This window comes from Schaalia vaccimaxillae DSM 15804, from assembly GCF_000420425.1.
Taxonomy (GTDB): domain Bacteria; phylum Actinomycetota; class Actinomycetes; order Actinomycetales; family Actinomycetaceae; genus Pauljensenia; species Pauljensenia vaccimaxillae.
Map to the genome: position 1 here is coordinate 54257 of NZ_ATUX01000010.1, position 18587 is coordinate 72843.

Annotated in this window: 15 protein-coding genes; 5 read left to right on the forward strand and 10 right to left on the reverse strand. The window is 58.0% G+C overall.

Going from position 1 to position 18587, the window contains the following annotated elements; all coding sequences use genetic code 11:
* The 4 genes from G439_RS0109060 to G439_RS12855 all read right to left on the reverse strand — a co-directional run bounded on the left by G439_RS0109060 (position 1) and on the right by G439_RS12855 (position 2122).
* Positions 1-708, reverse strand: a complete 708-nt coding sequence (locus G439_RS0109060; RefSeq protein WP_022868865.1) for a hypothetical protein — start codon at positions 706-708, stop codon at positions 1-3.
* Positions 705-995: a hypothetical protein gene (locus G439_RS0109065; protein ID WP_022868866.1), complete on the reverse strand. Its 291-nt coding sequence runs from the start codon at positions 993-995 to the stop codon at positions 705-707. The genes G439_RS0109060 and G439_RS0109065 overlap by 4 nt, the downstream gene beginning before the upstream one ends.
* Positions 996-1800: 805 nt before the next feature.
* Entirely contained in the window at positions 1801-1929 is a 129-nt protein-coding gene (locus tag G439_RS12850) for a hypothetical protein (protein WP_022868868.1), read from the reverse strand.
* Positions 1930-1993: 64 nt separating this feature from the next.
* Entirely contained in the window at positions 1994-2122 is a 129-nt protein-coding gene (locus tag G439_RS12855; protein ID WP_131333609.1) for a sigma factor-like helix-turn-helix DNA-binding protein, read from the reverse strand.
* A 774-nt stretch (positions 2123-2896) separates the two neighbouring features.
* Here G439_RS12855 and G439_RS12645 point away from each other — a divergent pair.
* The 5 genes from G439_RS12645 to G439_RS0109100 all read left to right on the forward strand — a co-directional run bounded on the left by G439_RS12645 (position 2897) and on the right by G439_RS0109100 (position 9810).
* Positions 2897-3058, forward strand: a complete 162-nt coding sequence (locus tag G439_RS12645; protein ID WP_165544536.1) for a hypothetical protein — start codon at positions 2897-2899, stop codon at positions 3056-3058.
* Positions 3059-4564: an ABC transporter ATP-binding protein gene (locus G439_RS11780; protein WP_207382279.1), complete on the forward strand. Its 1506-nt coding sequence runs from the start codon at positions 3059-3061 to the stop codon at positions 4562-4564.
* Complete coding sequence (locus G439_RS12860) at positions 4548-5003, forward strand: ATP-binding cassette domain-containing protein (RefSeq protein WP_207382280.1); 456 nt, start codon at positions 4548-4550, stop codon at positions 5001-5003. The genes G439_RS11780 and G439_RS12860 overlap by 17 nt, the downstream gene beginning before the upstream one ends.
* A 379-nt stretch (positions 5004-5382) precedes the next feature.
* Positions 5383-9171 (forward strand): LPXTG cell wall anchor domain-containing protein, encoded by a 3789-nt coding sequence (locus G439_RS0109095; RefSeq protein WP_022868871.1) that lies wholly within the window; start codon positions 5383-5385, stop codon positions 9169-9171.
* Positions 9172-9549: 378 nt separating this feature from the next.
* A complete protein-coding gene (locus G439_RS0109100; protein WP_022868872.1) occupies positions 9550-9810 on the forward strand; it encodes a GlsB/YeaQ/YmgE family stress response membrane protein in 261 nt (86 codons plus the stop codon).
* Between the two features lie 312 nt (positions 9811-10122).
* On the opposite strand, the gene G439_RS0109105 is transcribed toward G439_RS0109100, so the two are convergent.
* The 6 genes from G439_RS0109105 to G439_RS11790 all read right to left on the reverse strand — a co-directional run bounded on the left by G439_RS0109105 (position 10123) and on the right by G439_RS11790 (position 18565).
* On the reverse strand, positions 10123-10923 hold the full coding sequence (locus tag G439_RS0109105; protein WP_022868873.1) for a phosphatase PAP2 family protein: 801 nt from the start codon (positions 10921-10923) through the stop codon (positions 10123-10125).
* 52 nt (positions 10924-10975) lie between these two features.
* The gene (locus G439_RS0109110) at positions 10976-11467 is read right to left on the reverse strand and encodes a glutathione peroxidase (RefSeq protein ID WP_022868874.1); all 492 of its coding nucleotides are present in this window, start codon (positions 11465-11467) and stop codon (positions 10976-10978) included.
* 29 nt (positions 11468-11496) lie between these two features.
* Complete coding sequence (locus tag G439_RS11785) at positions 11497-11931, reverse strand: YchJ family protein (RefSeq protein WP_022868875.1); 435 nt, start codon at positions 11929-11931, stop codon at positions 11497-11499.
* The gene (gene trxB, locus G439_RS0109120; protein ID WP_022868876.1) at positions 11924-12961 is read right to left on the reverse strand and encodes a thioredoxin-disulfide reductase; all 1038 of its coding nucleotides are present in this window, start codon (positions 12959-12961) and stop codon (positions 11924-11926) included. Before trxB ends, G439_RS11785 begins: the two co-directional genes overlap by 8 nt.
* Before the next feature lie 119 nt (positions 12962-13080).
* Positions 13081-16245: a murein biosynthesis integral membrane protein MurJ gene (gene murJ, locus G439_RS0109125; RefSeq protein ID WP_022868877.1), complete on the reverse strand. Its 3165-nt coding sequence runs from the start codon at positions 16243-16245 to the stop codon at positions 13081-13083.
* The gene (locus G439_RS11790) at positions 16238-18565 is read right to left on the reverse strand and encodes a DUF6049 family protein (protein ID WP_131333611.1); all 2328 of its coding nucleotides are present in this window, start codon (positions 18563-18565) and stop codon (positions 16238-16240) included. Before G439_RS11790 ends, murJ begins: the two co-directional genes overlap by 8 nt.
* Positions 18566-18587 lie beyond the last annotated feature (22 nt).

Here is an 18587-nt window from a genome sequence, read left to right on the forward strand (position 1 = left end):
CTACCCGTCAACCACGACACCTTCGCTCTTGCTTTCAAAGTCAACCGTCATCGGCCAGAACTGCTTGAAGAAGGCGACCCCGGACGGACGCGGTGCGGTCATCCCATCGGGCGGCAACGTCACCGCTGACCGATACCCCAGGGGACGGCCACCGATGATGTGCTCAGGCAAACGTCCAACGACGAGCGTGGGGTACGGGGCAACGCCCTCCGGGAGGCTCTCGCCATAGTGCTCGCGGGCAGCGATGTGGAACATCGCGGCGTAGACGTTCGCCATCATCCAGGTCTCGGCGAGCACGACGGGAAGATCGACGCGAAGGGAGACCGCTTCCAGGCCTTGCCGCAACTCCTTGGGCGGCCGACTGAGATATGTGAGCATCGGGCGGTCAAAGAGCGGTATCGACTTGCCTCCTCCGAAGGCGCTGGTGGGGATCGTGCCGTCCTCGTTCGGTGGCGTCGTGATCAACTCAATACGCACGTCTCCGCGTGCCGACGTCGCCAGGCCGTGCTTGAGCTTGTTGTGTGCTGCGTTGATGGAGAGCTCATCGCTTGTCAGCAACCACACGGCGTGATTCGCCCATGCCACCGCCGTCTCAGCAGCTCCCACGACAGGCCCCTCAACAACAGTGCCGGGCTGGAAGAGCAGCTGGAGGAATCGGTGCGGGGCTGCATCGAGCGCCGTCTTGTTGGCTTCGATGACCTTGATCATGGGAGTTGGGCTGTCGGCGATGGCCAGCCAGGTGGACTTCGCATCGCCATCCCGCGGTGCCGAGCGTCGAACTTGAGTGCCGTATCTGCCCTGTCGAGACCAAGGGCCTTGAAGAACTCCGGTTCGTTCTCGAGGTTCGCCTCGTAGTTCGATCGAGCGGTTTTGAGCAGCATCGAGACTCGCGACGAGAAGTGACTGAGCGGGTTGGAGAGGAAGAACTCGTCATCGAGGATCTTCGCCTGCTCATCGGTCAGTGTGGCGCCCTGCGCCCGGAGTGGAAGATGCATGCTTCCAGTCTGCCGAGGTAACCAGAGAGCGCCCAGCGATGTCGCCCGCTGGTGTTACCAGTTGCGCTGTGGATTCCGCTGCTTCCGTTCCCGCCGCTCATCGAAGCTCAGATTGGGACAGTTGCTCTGGGAAGCCAGATGCGGCGGAGCGGGTCGGATTCCTCGAGCCGCGCCTCTGGTCAGCCGCGATAGTCCGCGAGGACTATCGCGACAAGAGTGTTCCGCTTCTGGAGTGCATGCACTCGTGGCGGCGCGCCGCATCACGACGAAGGAGGACTTCACGACCTCGGAGCCCTCCCATGAGGAGTAGTGCTGTTCATTGCCGAAGGCGCAGCGCCCGCCGGATCGTCGACTCGCTCACTCCGTACATCTCCATCAGCTCCCGCCGGGTCGCTCTGCTGGCGAACAGGCGCCGCGCCTTGGCCTTCTGCTCCTCGCTGAGGACTGCACGCTTCGCCTTAGCAGTGAGGTCGAACCCTGCGCGACGTAGCGTCTCTCGGACGGTGTTGCGGCGCACGTTGTAGCGCTCGGCAAGCTCGTACGTTTGAGGCGCCGGCCTCGTAGTCCTCGATCAGGAGCTTGACGACCGAGCGATGCAGCGCGTTCTGCCGAGGGAGCGGGCGATCGTCTGGCGCCCGTGTCGAGTCGCGGGCGGTGGCCAAGAGATCGGCCAGTTCCGCGGTTCTCCGCGCTTGTTGGCAGTAGTTTCTCAGCACTCCGAGATGCTGAGTGTTGTGGAGCGTACGCCGCTCGGGCAGTCGTTCAAGGATCCTGCTGTTGAGGCTGGTCGCACTGTGACGATGCTTCAGCCAGCTGCGGTGAGGTCCACCACGGATGGAACGATCTCTCCGGCGTGGCTATCAACCTCGGCGAGTAAGCGGAACACCGACACTCGGGTCGGACGCTCAGCGTCGAAGCCCGCCTTTTCGTTCACGATGTACTGTTCGACGAAATGGAAGGCAGATCCGACGATGACGGATCGGCCTGATTACGCAGGCCTATCGCCCGTGCGAGTCGCGCATGACGACCCGGGCCGCGAGCAGATGGGCCCTGACAGTGCCAGGCGAGTAGCCCAGCACTGCGCCAATGCGTTCAAGCGACATGCCTTCGTTGTAGCGTGCCTTCATCTGAGCAGTCTCTTCCCGAGTAGGGGACTGGTTTCGTAGCCTGAGTCCGCGCTCGCGGAGGAGGCGTGACAACCGCTCATGCCCGATCCCAACTTCCTTCGCAACCGCCTTCAACGACCGCCCCGACAGGTACGCAGTTTCCGCCTCCTGAAGGGCAGCCTCATCCGGTCGAGACAGCTGAAGGAGGCTCCGCCTCGGTGGGCCTGGTGGACACGTACGCCTCCGAATTGCCCTGTGGCTCGCGACCATCCGCGCCAGCGCTGGGGCAAGTTTCGACAAGCCTCCCGCTAGGTCCACCAAGACTTTCCCTAGGTTTTCCTAGGGAATTTTTGTTTGTGGGGGGAGCCGACGGGGATGGTTTTTAGCCGTTCCTTTAGCCGTTGAAATTGTTTACTGATCGAAGAGGGCGTGTTGATACCGCTTTGCGCACGACCACGTTGATCTGTTTGGTAACTGTTGCTTCATATACAGAAAACCTACGATCAAGCTGGAATTTGAATTGTTACAGTACTGATCACATCGGCGGTGAGTCTCACCATGGGTGTAGTCGGATTTAGTGCAACTATCTGGACCAGTTGCACAATATTCGACAGATACTCGGGTGCGACTGCACAGCGCGTAACCAGTAGAGCGCAAGGATGCAAGATGATTTAGCCTGGGTCAGTTCAGGTTGCCTAAAGAATGCTCGAGTTGAACTTTTGCTTGAAGCTATTTCGCCGAGTCTTCAGCAAGGGCAGTGAGTTCAATGAACGGTTACAGGGAGGCTCTGATCTGATGTGGATTGAGCTACCTGACGAGATCCTTGATGCTCACGAGCGGGGTGAGCTGGTGTTCTTCGTCGGCGCAGGGTTCATGAAGCTCATAACCCCCACCAATGCCATACTTCCCCAAAAGGCATTGTGTCGATCTTTGACCGCAGATGACTGGGAGATATGAATGAGTAGCGCCGACCAGCACACCGACATTACGACTGACGGCGCTCCCACAGTCCCGTTCCGCGAAGGCATCACCTTGCTGTGGTCGTACTCGCGCCCTCATACCCGCACCTTGGCAGCGGGTGTCCTTCTTGGATTATTCGCAACGTCCATCAGCTTGGCGACTCCGATGGTGACCAAGTGGGTGCTGGATTCGTTAGGAACTGACCTTGACCTCGCAAAGCCGGTGGCCGTCCTCGTCATCATCCTCATCGTTGGGATCGTCGCGAACCTGGCGCAGAGCATCCTTATAGGAAGGCTTGCGGAACATATTGTGCTCGACGCGCGCCGAGGCCTCATTGAACGCTTTTTCTTCGCCAAACTCGAACAAATCCAAAAATTTCGCTCCGGCGAACTGGTCACCCGGGTCACCAGTGATACTTTGCTACTACGCGAAGCAACCACCAATAGCCTGATCCAACTCATCAATGGCTTCGTGTCACTGATCGGCACCATCGTCCTCATGGCCATCCTTGACTGGTCACTGCTGGTAACCACACTGGTTGCTATCGTCATTGTCGGCTGCCTTTTTGGTGTCCTTGTGCCGCAGATTGGCAAGGCTGATAAACGAGCCCAGGATGCGGTTGGCCATCTCGGGGCGCGGCTCGAGGGTGGGGTTCGGGCTATGCGCACCGTCAAATCAAGCCGAGCTGAAGTGCGCCAGATTGAGCACGTCAATGAAAAGGCTGAAGAATCTGCTCGCTATGCCATTCGTTCTGTGTGGTTCTCGGCACTGACGTGGACGGTTGCTGGCGGTGGGATGCAGTTGGCAGTCATTGTGATCCTAGGCTTGGGTGCGGGCAGGGTTGCCATGGGGCAGTTGGCGGTTTCTACCCTGGTTGCTTTCCTGCTCTACGCCTTCAATATTGTCGACCCGATCGTTTCTTTGGCTGGAGCAATCTCGACCTTGCAAAGGGGTTTGGCCGCTGCAGCGCGGATCCGCGAGACTGCGCATCTTGAGCTCGAGGACGTGCACGCGCGTAGCAAGACAAGCGCGCCGAGTGTTGCTGACCAGTCTGGTCGCGTCGATCTGGGCAACGTTGCTCGCCCTGGTAACCCTACTGGTGCCGTTGATTCGATGAAACCCGCCAGCCGAGCAGAGACCATCGACCTTACTACTCCCAACGCGCCGACACTTAACCCCCCCACTACTGTCCTTGCGCTACGCAATGTCACAGCAAGCTACGCCGATGCGCAAGAACCTGCTGTGCGCGGTGTGACACTGACGATCCCACGGCGTGGTCACGTCGCCCTCGTCGGACCTTCGGGAGCAGGAAAGACTACGGTTTTCTCCCTCCTGCTGCGCTTTATTGACCCAGTATCGGGCAAGCTTGAGCTGTCTGGAATCCCATATGAAGAGCTGAGCTTGGACGATATTCGATCCCGTATTGCTTACGTTGAGCAAGAAACCCCCGTGATCCCTGGGACTGTGCGACAATGTGCTCTTTCGCGTGCCCGAAGCAACTGATGAGGAAGCGTGGGAAGCGTTGGTCGCGGTGCGTCTTGACGCCAAAATTCGTTCCCTTGACGGAGGCTTGGATGCCAACGTTGCCGAAACCAACTTGTCGGGTGGAGAGCGCCAACGCCTGGCTGTCGCGCGGGCCCTGGTGCGTCGGCCTGAAGTTCTGTTGTTGGACGAGGCGACCGCTCAGCTTGATGCTGCCACTGAATCAGCGATTCAGCAGGTTATTGCTACTGCGTCGACCCAGGGTGCGGTGGTCACTATTGCGCATCGCCTGTCCACGGTGCTTGATGCCGACCAGATCGTCGTCCTGGAAGGCGGTCAGGTTCGAGACATGGGTACCCATCTAGAACTTTTTGCTCGTGACAGCCTTTATCAGGAGTTCATTGCAGCATTGCGTATTCACACTAGTCTTGATGAGGCTGTTGACCAGTCGGGCAGTTAATCGAGCCGCCACCCAAATGGGAGCTCCCGCTTGTGTGTCTTCGATGTCACTGATGTGGGGATGTGGTCTCTGGGGTGTCAGATTCAACGAGGACGAGCGCTGAGTGATATGTCACATGGTTAACATGTGCCAGTTGGCCGGGTTCTGTCACCTGTTCTCTTATCAAACGGCTTGTAAGCTGCGCTTTTGATGGTTTTAGAGGAATTTGGCAAAGTTAGACATCTGTCTGCCTACGGTTATTCAGTATTGAAGCAAGTTTTCCACAGGTAATTAAAGGGATTCTTAAAGCTGACCAACTTGTTAGATTATTGCCAAAGGTGCTTCCTGACCCCGTCGTGAAAGTGCCCGCCGGTCAGACAACATACGCAGAAGGTGCTCAATGCAAGTTCAACACCATGCCCAACGCCCGCCATCGCGGCGCTCAAAATCCTCGCTCGCTTTCTCGATTATTGCCGCCCTCGCAATGGTGGTTACCAGCATCGTTGGTGTGGGTAGCGTTAGTCCCGCGAAAGCCGAAGAGCCCACACTTGACGAATGCCTCATTAACAACGGCGCGCAAGCGCAGCCTGCGGACCTGACCAGCGAACTGACTAACCCCACCGTTGTCACCAACCCTGAGGTCATCACCGAAGGTACAACAGTCACTTCCACAATCGGATTGACTCTGCCCCTCAAAGCGAAGGTCGGTGACTACTTCACTGTCACTCTGCCCAAAGAATTCACCCAGTGGCCGCCCGAAATCTACCTGTCGGACCCCAACGATTCCAGTATCAGGTTCGGAGTCGGTTCAATCACTCAAGCTGCAGATGGTACTTGGGCAGCACGGATCGAATTAACCGAAGCGTTCAGAGCTATTCAGTGCAACACCAACAGGGTCAATATCGAAGCTGCTGGATTCTTACGTGTCGCTGCGAATGAAGTACGAACCATCCCGCTGACCTATGAAATCAACGGCACTCCGATCACCGTTGAGATCGAAAAGCAGCCCAAGTTTGTGGGTCCAAGGAACCGGCCGACTGAAGTTGTTAAATCCGGGTGGTTCACTGAGCAAGGTCAGCAGTGTCGAACCACCAACGAAGAAGATCTCAAAGGCTGCCTCGTATGGTATTTGCAGATGCCCGTTCTCGAACTCGACTCTGACCCCCGTAGCGCCGTCATCGTCCTCGATGAACCCGCTGGAGAGGGGTGGAAGTGGGAATGCAATGACGCCTCAAACCGCCTCACTATTCACTCATTCAAAGATGGAGAACAGCACTCCAATGCCCATCACATCAGCGAATACAACAATGATTTCAACAACGCCATTTTGACCAACCATGACGTAACGCGTAGCGCTACCGTCACCTCCTACTCATGTGCGCCGGACCAGCTGAGCATCACCGTTGACGCTTCCAATATGTCGGCCACCGAGGACGTCTTGACACTCTCGTGGGCTGCCACACCGGATGCCCCCGCCCCTGCGGGACGCACACCCTTCTCAAACACTGCAAAAATCACTATTGACGGTACTGAGTTCACCCGAAATTATGACGTTATCGCTTCCAGTATTGACGGAAGAGTCGATTCCACCAGCATCGCAGTTGCCAAAGGCGATGATGACTACACTGGGGACGGCACCGAACACCGTGCAGCCGACGCCGAAGACACTGCGTCTGTTCTCAAAGATACTGACGGTGACGGAGTGGCGGAAACAGACATCGTCATCTCGGTTACCAATAAGGGCAATACCAACCTGACCGACATCGCGGTCTCCGATTTGACGCTCACAACCAGTCAATCTGGTGAACTCACCTCTTTGACCTGCGATTTCACTCCCTACGGCGGCGAAGAAGAAACCGATACTACCCGTGATACCACCGTCACAAAGGACGGCATCAACTACCAGGTGCTCCAGGTCAAGGGCGGCGCAGCATCTGTACCCGGCGGCGAGGTCATTAACTGTAAAGGTCGACTTGAAGGCGTACTGCCTGACAAGATGCACGCCGACCTCATCCAGGTCACTGCAGCTGGCGACCTGTACGGAGAGAACCCCTACCACGCGACCTACACGCGTTTCTCAGTCGCCAAGACCATCACTGACAACTCTCCCTTCGTGTTCACCTCAGATGAGCCGGCCACTATTGAACGCACCTACAAGGTGACGACGAAGAATGAGGGCCTCAGCGACGGAACCACCGCACCGGTCTACGACGTGCCCACCATCCCCACCGGCTTCACCGTCACCTTGGTGACCGTCGATGGCGTGGCTGTTGAGGCTGACGACCAGGGCCACTACCTGGTGTCCGAGGGCGACGCACTTGCAGTGGGTCAAACCAAGGAACACACCGTTGTCGTGTCCTTCCTAGCTGACCCCAGGGCCATCGGCAGGAACACTGAAAAGCACACCTGGGCAGACTTGGAAGCCTGCGTTGAAGGTGGCAAGGATGAGCCGGTCGATTCCGCCAAGGGCATCTACAACTTGGTGACAATGGCTGGAGACACCGACGCCGATCAACACTTCAACAATGACGCCTGCTTCCCGGTGCTGCCTCCGCCGCCCGCGGTCGACATTGAGAAGTTCGACGTCGACGGTGACCTCACCGATGATGCGAACGGACTGGGCTACAAGGTTGGTCATGACGCCGATACTGCCGAGGAAGCCGTTGAGGTTGAGGTGACCCCCGTCGCCCTGAAGGTTCCGGTCCAAAACACGGGTTCCATTGACCTCATCGACATCACGATCTCTGACCGTAATATCACCGGTCCGGACAACGCCAAGGTCACCTCGCTGACCTGTGACTTCACCGAGTTCGGTGGACCCGTTGCTACCGACACCGCTGATATCAACGACTCCTCTGACTGGGTGAGCGTCAAGGGTGGCGCAGCAGTGCTCAAGCCCGGTGACATCGTCATGTGCGACGCCGTCCTCGAAGGCGTAAACGCCATCGTCCACGGCAACCGCATGTCGGTGACCGCCCTCGGAGCCGTCGGCTACACGCCCTCGGACGATCCGAACACCCCGCCCACCCCGACCACGCCCCCCACCCCCGTGGAGGACGAGGACGACTACCACGCGAAGACTTCCGGCTTCAAGGTCGCCAAGTCCACGCAGGACGGCGGAGACAGCATCACTGAGGCCGGCAAAACAACGCTGACCAAGACCTACACGCTGACCGTCACCAACACCGGTGCCGGCCAGGGCAAGTCCGCGCCCGTCTACGACACCCCAATTGCCCCTGAAGGCGTGACCGTCCAATCCGTCACCATTGACGGCAAGACAGTCGAGTCCACCTTCTACACGACCACTACCGGTGTGCGTGACGAAGGCTACCTCGTATCCGAGGGCGTCATCCTCGACGCAGGCCAGTCCCAAGACTTCACCGTCCAAATTACCTACCTGCTGGACGCTGACAAGGTCAATGCTGCTGGTTCTTGGCCGGCGCTCGCCAAGTGCACGCCGGGCGGCAACGCCGACGACGATGAGGAAGGTCTGTACAACCTCGTCTCAATGGAAGGCGATGAAGACGGTCCGGGCAACAACGACGTGTGCACGCCGGTGACGCCGCAGCCGAAGATCGACATTGAGAAGCTCGACGTCAACGGCAACGACGCGGACATTCGCGACGAAGCCGTGAACCTCACGGCGACCAAGGGCGAGATTCGTCTGGACGTGCCGGTGACCAATAACGGTCCGATTCCGCTGACCAATCTCGTGATCTCGGATGCCAACCTTGACTACTCCAAGTCGGGTCAGGTCCAGACCTTGCGTTGTGACTTCACCGGACTCAAAGACGGTGCAGGCAACTCTGGAACCGTGATCTCCGATGATCTGGCCGATGGCAAGATCTCCATCTCGGCTGGTGCCCTGGTGTTGCCTGTGGGGCAGACCATCAATTGTGAAGCCCTGCTGACCGGTGTCACCCAGGACATTCACGCGAACCGTATGTCCGTGGTTGCTGACGGCATCATCGGGTGGGACGGTTCAACTCCCGTCCTCTTCGACAAGCCTGTGACTGATGAAGATGACTACCACGCCAACACGGTGGTGGAGCCGGCCGGTCCTGGCAAGAAGAAGCTGGCTAAGACCGGTAGTGACGCTGCGGTTCTCCTTGCGGGAGCAATGGGCACGGCAGTGGCCGGTACAGGACTGATGCTGGCTGGCAAGCGCCGCCGCAAGGAACAGGACTGATCGACCGGGTGTCCGCTGATGTGCTTGCGAATCGATTGCGACTACACCGGTGGAACCCCTGACAGTTCCATTCCAGCGGTGAAGCATTGACAACCCAATGGCTATGGGCCGAAGGCAACCCTTCGGCCCATAGCCATTTGAGTTTTGTGCTTGTTTGGACTCGCTGCTTATTCGGGGTTTGGGTTAAGTCTTGAAGACGATTGCGCCAAGAACATGCCAAAAATAAGTGGAAAATAGTCAAGAATTTGAAAAGGACTTTTCGTTGGAATCTGAGGCTTAAGTCACTACAAGTGTGATTTGCCTTGATATTTCAAAGCGCCAGATCCGCAAAATCATGGGATAGTTAAATCACTGTTCCCAATCAGACAGGAGCGGATCATGGGATTCCTCGCTTACATCGTTCTCGGCCTTATTGCAGGTGCTATCGCCAAGGCGATCATGCCTGGAAAGCAGGGCGGCGGCTGGCTCGCCACTCTGATCCTGGGAGTCGTCGGTGCAGTCGTCGGTGGCTGGGTTGGCAACCTCATTTTCAACGTTGGCCTTGAGTCCTTCTGGAGCATCCAGACCTGGTTGCTCGCCATTGTTGGCTCGCTGATTGTCCTTTTCATCTACGGACTGGTCACCGGCAAGAAGAAGTGAAAGCCAAGCTTTCACTCCAATAGCTAGAGAAACAGCCCGCGCGCTCGCGACCAACCGGCCGAGCACGCGGGCTTTTCGTTACCCGGAAGTTTGGGGCAGCCACACATGAATTGTGGCCCCGGCGTAATACATATTCCGGGCGCGACCCTCGTCCCAGTGCCACCCGTAACCCCGTCATCACCCGCAAAATCAGACACAATCGAGTACTCACCTGTTTGCTAGCTATACGACGATTGTTGAAATCAAGCCATTTCATGAGCAGTCGCAGCCAGACACTTGTCACGACTGTGTCTAATTTTGCGGGTGAATCACTCAGCTATCCAGCCGATAGTGTTGTGAACCTGCATTGGACTCCACGATCCTAGGCGTGCGCTCAACCAGCAGAGCAAAAACAATCAGAGCTACTCCCGATCCCATGAGAGCCCCACCAATAATGTCCGTCAACCAGTGGGCCGCTAAATACAACCGCGAAACAGCAACCAGAACCACCAGAAGAGTGGCCGTCACCCACACGCCAACTAAAAGTGTCCTCGGTGCTGACCTCACTTCCACTCGCGACTCGATACCCGTATTAAGACCTCGAAGTCTCTTCCATCGCGCAAGAAGCAAGAGTGCAGAGGATACAAATAGAGCCGCAGCAGCCGTCGTGTGACCTGACGGGAAAGAATGTGAGAGCTCAACAACCAGCCGATCCGCTTCGGGCGGGCGAACTCGCGCGATGAACTCCTTGAAGCCGGCTGTTGCAGCCGCTGAAAGAGCCATTGCCAGGGGAATAACTAAACCTCGCGTCCATGAGCGCTCGATATAACCCACCAGAGCGCCCAATCCAACGGCCCATATCACCGAGATCAATGGATCAAAGGACGCTGTCACCAGGTGCATGAGTGTTGTACGGCCCCCGTTGCGTTCGGAGAGGAAGAATGCCAGAACCTGAAGATCAATGCTGATCTCCTCGGCGCCGCGAATTGCTAGTCCTAAACAGATGACGCTCATGAGTAAAACTGCGCCGCCGATCAGCCGGCAGCGTCCTGAACGGGTTAACCATTCTGAATAGGATGGCGCCGACTCCGTGTCTGGTGTGCGATGAGCAACTTGATCGATTTGATCCGTCATAAATAACGAGTTTAAGCGCGTGTGTCTCCGTACGCTTTAGCCACTTGAAACGCTACTTAATCCCAGCCAGGCCAAGAGCTTGGACAATATCGCCTTCAAGTTTGGCTGGGTCGGTTGTGGGGGAGTAACGAGATAGCGGTTGGCCGTCACGTCCAATCAAGAACTTCGTAAAGTTCCATTTGATGTTCGCTCCCAAAGTTCCGGGTAACTCAGATTTAAGCCACTGCCACAAGGGATCAGCCTGTGAACCGTTGACATTCATCTCTTGAGTAAGAGGGAACTTCACTCCCCGTACCAGGCGACATTCAGTGGCGATTTCTTCGGAATCACCGGGCTGCTGGGCGAATTGATTGGAAGGGCAGCCAAGAATCACTAGGCCGTCTTGCTCGTATTTTTCCCACAGAGCCTCCAAGCCATCCAGCTGAGGAGCCAAGCCGCAGCGGGTGGCGATATTTACGACCAGCACAGCTTTGCCCTTGTAGTTGGATATGTGGATGGGGTGGCCATCAATGCTGATTATTTCAAAGTTATAGAAAATACTCATTATTGTTGTCCGCTGTGTGGCTGTGTGGGCTAGATTCCTTCAACTGTTGCGCGATGACTGACCGTGTTGTGTTGACCGCCCGTGTTATCAACCTCGCCGCTGACATACACCCAGCGGCCCGCACGCTTTTCAAATTGGGATCGTTCCCGCATAGTTGCAATCTGCCCCGATAAGTTATCACACCACCGAGCTTCGAATTCGACGAGGCCGTGCTCATCCTCTGGTCCGCCGCCATCCACCTTGATAATGCGCAGACCTAGCCACTGGGTAACTGGCGAGACGAAGGGCGCAGCGGGGCGGGTGCGCGGGTGCCATGAGCGGAAGAGATGGTCCTCGTTGCCGGTGGCAAAAGCGCTGTAGCGTGACCGCATGAGAGCTTCAGCCGTGGGAGCGGGTTCACCGTCCAGGAAAGGGCCGCAGCATTGAGCCAGAGTCAGCTCGGATCCGCAGGGGCACTCAGTCATCGAGAGACGCCAACCAGCGCTCAGCATCTAGGGCCGCCCGGCAGCCCGAACCGGCTGCCGTAATGGCCTGACGATACGTGTGGTCAACGGCGTCACCGCAAGCGAAGACACCCTCAACGCTGGTGCGAGTCGACGGCTCGTCAACAACGATGTAGCCCGCCTCGTCCAGATCCACCTGACCCTGCAAGAAACCGGTGCGCGGCAGGTGGCCGATCGCCACAAACACGCCCTCAACGGCAAGCTCCGACTGTGAACCGTCCACCGTGGAAGTTAGCGTCAAACCGGTGACAGCGTCCTCACCTTCGACCGACGCGACTGTGGAGTTCCACGCGAAGTCAATCTTCGGGTTGGCTTTGGCGCGATCAGCCATGACCTTCGAGGCGCGCAGCTCGTCACGGCGGTGCACCACAGTTACCTTGGAGGCGAAGTTCGTTAGGAAGGTGGCTTCTTCCATGGCGGAGTCGCCGCCACCGATCACAGCCAGCGGCTTGTCCTTGAAGAAGAATCCATCGCAGGTCGCGCAGTAGGACACGCCGCGGCCCGACAGGCGATCCTCGCCGGGCACGTTCATGTGGCGGTATTCAGAACCGGTCGCCAAGATCACGGCCTTGGCGTACAGGATCTCGTCATCGATCTGCAGGGCTTTGATGTCGCCATCGAGGTTCACGGCGGTGACGTCCTCGTAGCGGATGTCGGCACCAAACTTTTCGGCCTGCTCACTCATCTGAGCCATGAGGTCTGGACCTTGGACGCCCTCGGGGAAGCCCGGGAAGTTCTCCACCTCGGTGGTTTGCATGAGGGCGCCGCCCGCATCAATGGCACCGGCCAATACGATGGGTGCAAGACCTGCGCGGGCCGTGTAAATGGCGGCCGTGTAACCGGCAGGGCCAGACCCAACAATGACGACCTCGTGAACGGTTGCGCCCTCGGGCACATCGTTGGAGGGCTTGGCCACGGCCTGAGGAGTTTCCTCGACGGCAGTTTCGTCGGCGGAGACGGAAACGAGGCCGGGGATAACGGGGATAGTCATGTTGGTCCAATCGTTGGTGGGCGCCGCGCCCAGGTCAAGTATGTGGGTTGATCAGTGCCGGATGTAGTTCGTGTTGATGGACGGGCTGAACACCGCAGTACCCCCTCACATCGGGTGGATCACTGGACGCCTAGTTCGTACACCCACGCCCAGTTGTTGCCATCAACCGAGGTTGGCAAGGTCCTAAAGGACAGGGCCAGCTGGTCGGTGGTGACAGGCTCAGGCAGAGTGATCGTTGTTGTAGGTGACAACGCAGAAGAGGTCAATTCTGTTCCGCCTCGAGGATTCCCGGGATCCGTGACGTTTCGCACCACCAGTTCGCCGCCCGACGTTGTCGGATCCATCTGCAGGGTCACGGTCGAAACGGTGGCCTGTTCCTTGAGTCTAACGACGATGGTGATATTCGTTTCGTCAAGGAACTGGTTGACGTCATACCAGCGTGAACGCCATTCAGTGGCCGGATCGCCGTCGATCATGCGCACCGCCATGTCTTCGTGGTCGCCGCCATCGTTGTTCCACGACAGCACCGACACTGATGAGATCACGGGTGCGACTGTGGGGGGAGCAGAATCGGCTTCTGACTGGCCGCCTTCGGACTGTCCCTTGCCGGATTGGGCCGCCATAAGCGACTCCGCAATATCCAGGTCAGTCACAGGGGACATCAGCGTGAAGGTAGCGAAGACCGCTCCAATAACGACGAGGGCGGACGCGAAGATCAATGTCGGTTTGGCAGGGTCAATGAGGCGGCGCCCCTGCGCATCCATAGGGCCTGAGCCATTCGAGGACGAGGGGAGAACCGAGGATGTCGAGCGACCCTCACCTTCAGATGAGGAGCCGTCAGCCATAACAGCATCCCAATCTGGGGCTGTATTCGAAGCGTGAGCAGAATTGTCAATCTGCGGGATAGATGTCACCGGAGTGTTGACGGCTTCGCCGCCCACTGCCATGGCCGCAGCAAAACCGGGGTCGCGCACCATCGTGGCATCCAAGTCATTGTCGAGGATGGTTTCTGCAGCCTCGTTGGGTTCGTCGTTGCCCGTCTCATCTCGGTTCTCATCGCCATGATCCGCGGGCGGAGCCGGAGGCATGTCAGCAGGCTCGTCCACAGCGTGAGTCGCCTCGTCAGCCAGATCAGAAGAAAGTTCTTGCGCCTCAGCGTCGGAGTTCGACGCGTTGTCAGTGGAGGAGCGTAGTTTCGCCGCCCAACCGGACACAGCCGCTCCGGCTGCCGCCAACCACGAGGCCTTTGGTTCAGCCACTGCCGCAGCGTCAGCAACCACGGGCTTGGGATCGGCGATAATGTCGTCGAATGAGGGGATGTGACGTGACGTGGCATCGCCGTCGCCAGAATCATTACCAGAGTCAAAAGACTCCGGGTCCGCTGCAACACTCTGGTCAATGTCAGACTCGGGTTGATCGAACCCAGAACGGGTGGCGTCGGAAGCCTCGGGCAACGCGTCCTCGAGCGGCTCAAAGCCGTCCGCCGCGTTCAGCTCGTCTTTCCGATCCATCTGATCCTCCGTCTCATCTGCAGGAGCGCCAGCAGGCGCATCCTCGTCCATTATCACGGATCGACTGGCAATTGCCGCTGGAGACGCGGCGAGCACTGACCGTAAGCGATTGGGAACACGCAGGCGCGCCAACAAAGGAGCAATAGTCTGCGCGGATTCTTCGCGGCCAATGACCCGTAGAACCATCATGTAGACGAGGGCGACCACCATGGCAACACACATGACTTTGACGGTGGCCACAGCGAAGCGCACCAGCGTCGACGTGAACACCGTCTGGATGCCCACCAGCCACAACACGCCAAAACCAACAGTCCCAGCAACCACGGCGGCCACAAAGTACAGGACATAAGAATGCAGTAGCTTGCCTTGATCCACCAGCGGATTACGCCGAGCCACCCACACCACGGCAATCACGCCCTGGGTCAAACGGCACACCGTTTCACCCAGCGCAGCGCCCACAACCCACCAGGCTGAATCCGTGAGTGCGTACATGCCCCAACCCACGATCACCTGCAAAATCGTTGGGCCAATACCCATCAGGAACACGGGTTTGACGTCCTCGTAGGCGAAGAACACGCGCTGGCTCATCAACACCATGCCAGTAGAGGCCACACCCGGCATCAACGCCGTCAAAATCCACGCGTACGCAACAACGATCGTCTGGTTCGTTTCCGTAGGAATCGCCATCTGCATCATCGGCACCGAAGCCGCCATCAAAATGGCAGCCGCCGGCAAAGTCAGCGACGTGATGGTACGGACGCCCAGGTGATACGAGGACGCTACCCCGGCGTCGTCCTCGTCAGCTACGGACTCGGCCATGCGTGTGAAAATCGCCGTTGTCAAAGACACGGTGATGAGCGACTGAGGCACCATGAAAATCATGAAGGCCGTGGAATAGCCGAGGATGCCGGCGATCACCAGGTTGTCTGCCTTGGCTGCGGCATCAGCCAAAGCAGACAAGTTATTCGTTGACAGGACGCCGACTTGGCTGACTCCCAAGGTGGCGAAAGTCCAGCCAGCAACCTTGGATACGGATCCGAAAGAGGTTCCTTTGAAATGGAAATCGGGTTTGAAACTGATTTTTGCGCGCCTCATGGGCACCACCAAGATCAACGCCTGCGCAATGACACCCAAAGTGGCTGAACCCGCCAACACCCAGAACTGGGCGGAGGAAAAATCGGCGATCTCAATGCGCCCCTCGGCGCGGCCCCACAAGCCAAGGAACAAGCCCAAGCCGGCGATGCCCACGATGTTGTTGACCACCGGAGCCCACATGTACGGGCCAAACACCCCGCGAGCATTGAGAAGCTCGCCCAATAGGTTGTAGACGCCGTAGAAGAACAATTGAGGCAGACACAGCAACGCGAAGGCGATGGCGAGCCCACGAATCTCCGCGTCATAACCGGCGGCAGTAATGATCACCAGCAAAGGAGCCGCCACCATCGTGATCAGAGTGACCCCAAAAAGCAGCGTCCCAGCCAAGGTTAGCAACTTATTCACATAAGCTTGGCCGTCATGCTTGCGTTTGAGAGCCATGACAATTTGGGGAACCAGAACCGCATCCAAAATGCCTGATGCCAGCAAATTGAAGACCGTGTTCGGCAAGGTGTTAGCCGTTTGGAAAGCAGCAGACACGCCGCCGCCGGCAGAACCCAGAGCAGCCAGGAGCATCGCCGACCGGACAAAACCAAGGATCCGCGACACCATCGTGCCCGACGCCATCAGGGCGCTCGCCCTCAACAGGGAAGAACGTCCCCTCGTGGATTCAGTCATTCTTCTCCTTGCCAACACCGCGCATAGACGACACTCCTGCCACGTCGGCCTCGTCCTCGTTCCTGGAAGAACGCAAACGCCTGCGCGCAGTGCGCACCAAACCCCAGACGAACAGCAGACCAACGCCGCAGGCAGCAGTAAACGTCAGAGCATCCTCCCAGCCAGCGCGCATCCGTACCAACACGGAACGTTCATCATTTAAGACCGTGCCGTCGGGAGTCGACACCAGATAACGCACCTGAATGTCACCCGAACCAATAGCCGTCACCGGCACCTTGATCGTCGTCGCAGACTTTGCCTTGACGCTCTGATCCGCAACAACTTCGGACTGTAGACGCGGATCCGAGGGCACCAAAGTCACTGCCACATCCACGTTCCACGGCAATGTATTACGCACCCGCACCGGAAAATCCGCTGCCTTATTAATGAGATTAACCGTATCTGTTGGCTCCACGGTGATCTGGCGATACAAAGAATCCACCTGCGCTTGCAACGTATCCGCCTGCTCAACCTGGTGCGCAGGCGAAACCCCAGCCGATAAGGCAGTCAAAAAACCGCCATTGATTGAGGAGATCACCAAATCAGGATCATCTGTCGCATTGGCCAGCGGCTCAAGACTCGCATACGCCTGCGAGGTCACCTCCATTGCTTGCAACGAATCCGAGGTCACCTGCGCTGTGGCGATGGGAGCCCGCTCCACATCGGTGGCTTCAGAATCGACCAACGCCGAAAAGGACAAGGCTTCGATCCACGGTACGTCATAGAGAGCAGATAACCGCGAAGTCAAAGACTCGTCGAGCTTGGTCGAGCGGGGTACCGTGGCGAAAAGAGTGCGAGACGAGGCCGGGCGCTCGCGGGTGATGATCGCCGTAATGGCCGCGAGCGCCTGCTCGGCGTCAAGGGCGTCCGCGTCGTTATCAGCTTCGAAACCCAGTAGCTCGGTGATGTCGGATTGCTGGGCGAGAACGGTCGTAGTCGATTCTGACGCGAAGGAGGAATGGTATCCATCTTGGGAATACTCCACGTGCGCCAAAGAGGTGAAGTCCAGGTCCTCATCTACCGGCAGGCCAGCCCCAGTGGGGGCAATGATCGTCGAGTCAGGGAAAGCTGTCAGTGTGTGTGTCCCAAAAGAGGATTGCGTTGGCCACACCACGTTATCGATGAGGGTTGGCCCCTCAGGTTTTGGAGCTGTGGCCTGGTCCCCCCATCCGGCTTGCGCAGCCGAGGTGGGGAACTCGGTGACCGTGTGGACTGCCCGCTTCAACAGTGCATCGTGGTGGAGCATTGCCAACAACGATAGGTCAGCGTCGCCCTCGGGAAGAGCGATGACTTCGCCTGCATTTTGCATGAAAGTCGAGACAAATTGGCGATTCGCAGCATCGGTGGTGCGTTGGCGTTCCGCCTGATCATTCTGATCAAGCGCGGTTGAGGGTGTGTCCGGGCTGGTCGTCGAACTCTGGTTTGGGGTGTCGTCGCTAGCCTGGGTTGACGGGCTGGCTCCAGACTGAGACTGGCTGGTGGTTGAGGATTGCTTGTCAGACTGAGATTGCGGATCGTCTGAGTCAGTGCTTTCAGCTAGGTCCACGGCGTTCCATCCTTGGGGGATGACCGAGGCCTCGGCGGCGATAGCGGTTCCGGGCAGTGAGGCGATATCGAGGATGGTTGCTCGTTCGGCTCGGTTGTCCGAATAGTTGTTTGTTGTCCACGGCACCACCGTGGTTAAACGGGTCTTGGCAACATTGACGTCGGAGGTGGTCCACACGACGATTGATCGATCTTCGCCGTGGGCGTCGCCTGCTTGCGCCTTGACGGAGACGATGCGCGGACCCCACTCCCACTCTGACGCCAAAGGTAAAGAGTCGCGAGGGATACGGATTGAAAAGTTGCGGGACTGTCCAGCTGCTAGAGCTTCGCCGATCGTTTCTTCGGCAACGGGGAAGGTCCACAGCCACTGGTTTTCAAGGGAATGGGTCAAGGCTGCCACAGACGAGGGGGTATCGGCTTGAACCCCAATTTCGATGCTGAGGGTATCGAAGTTTTGGTCAGTGGTATTGACGAGGTTGCCTGAAACGATCAGTTCGTCCTCGTTGACGAGGATGCGAGGCTCCAGATCATTAATGACCACGTCGATACCCTCGTTGGGGATTGGCACCCCGAGCACCGCTGGAAGAGTAGCCGTCGAAGATGCGGCCCCGGGGGTGGTGTCTGCGGTGGCAAGGGGCGACCTCGTAGAAGCGGGGGGTGAGTCGACAGCGTGGGGGATAGGCATGGCTGCGGTAGGTGGAACCGCAGCGCAAAAGGCGATTGCTAATGTTCCCACGCTTGCCAGCATTCCCCACAAT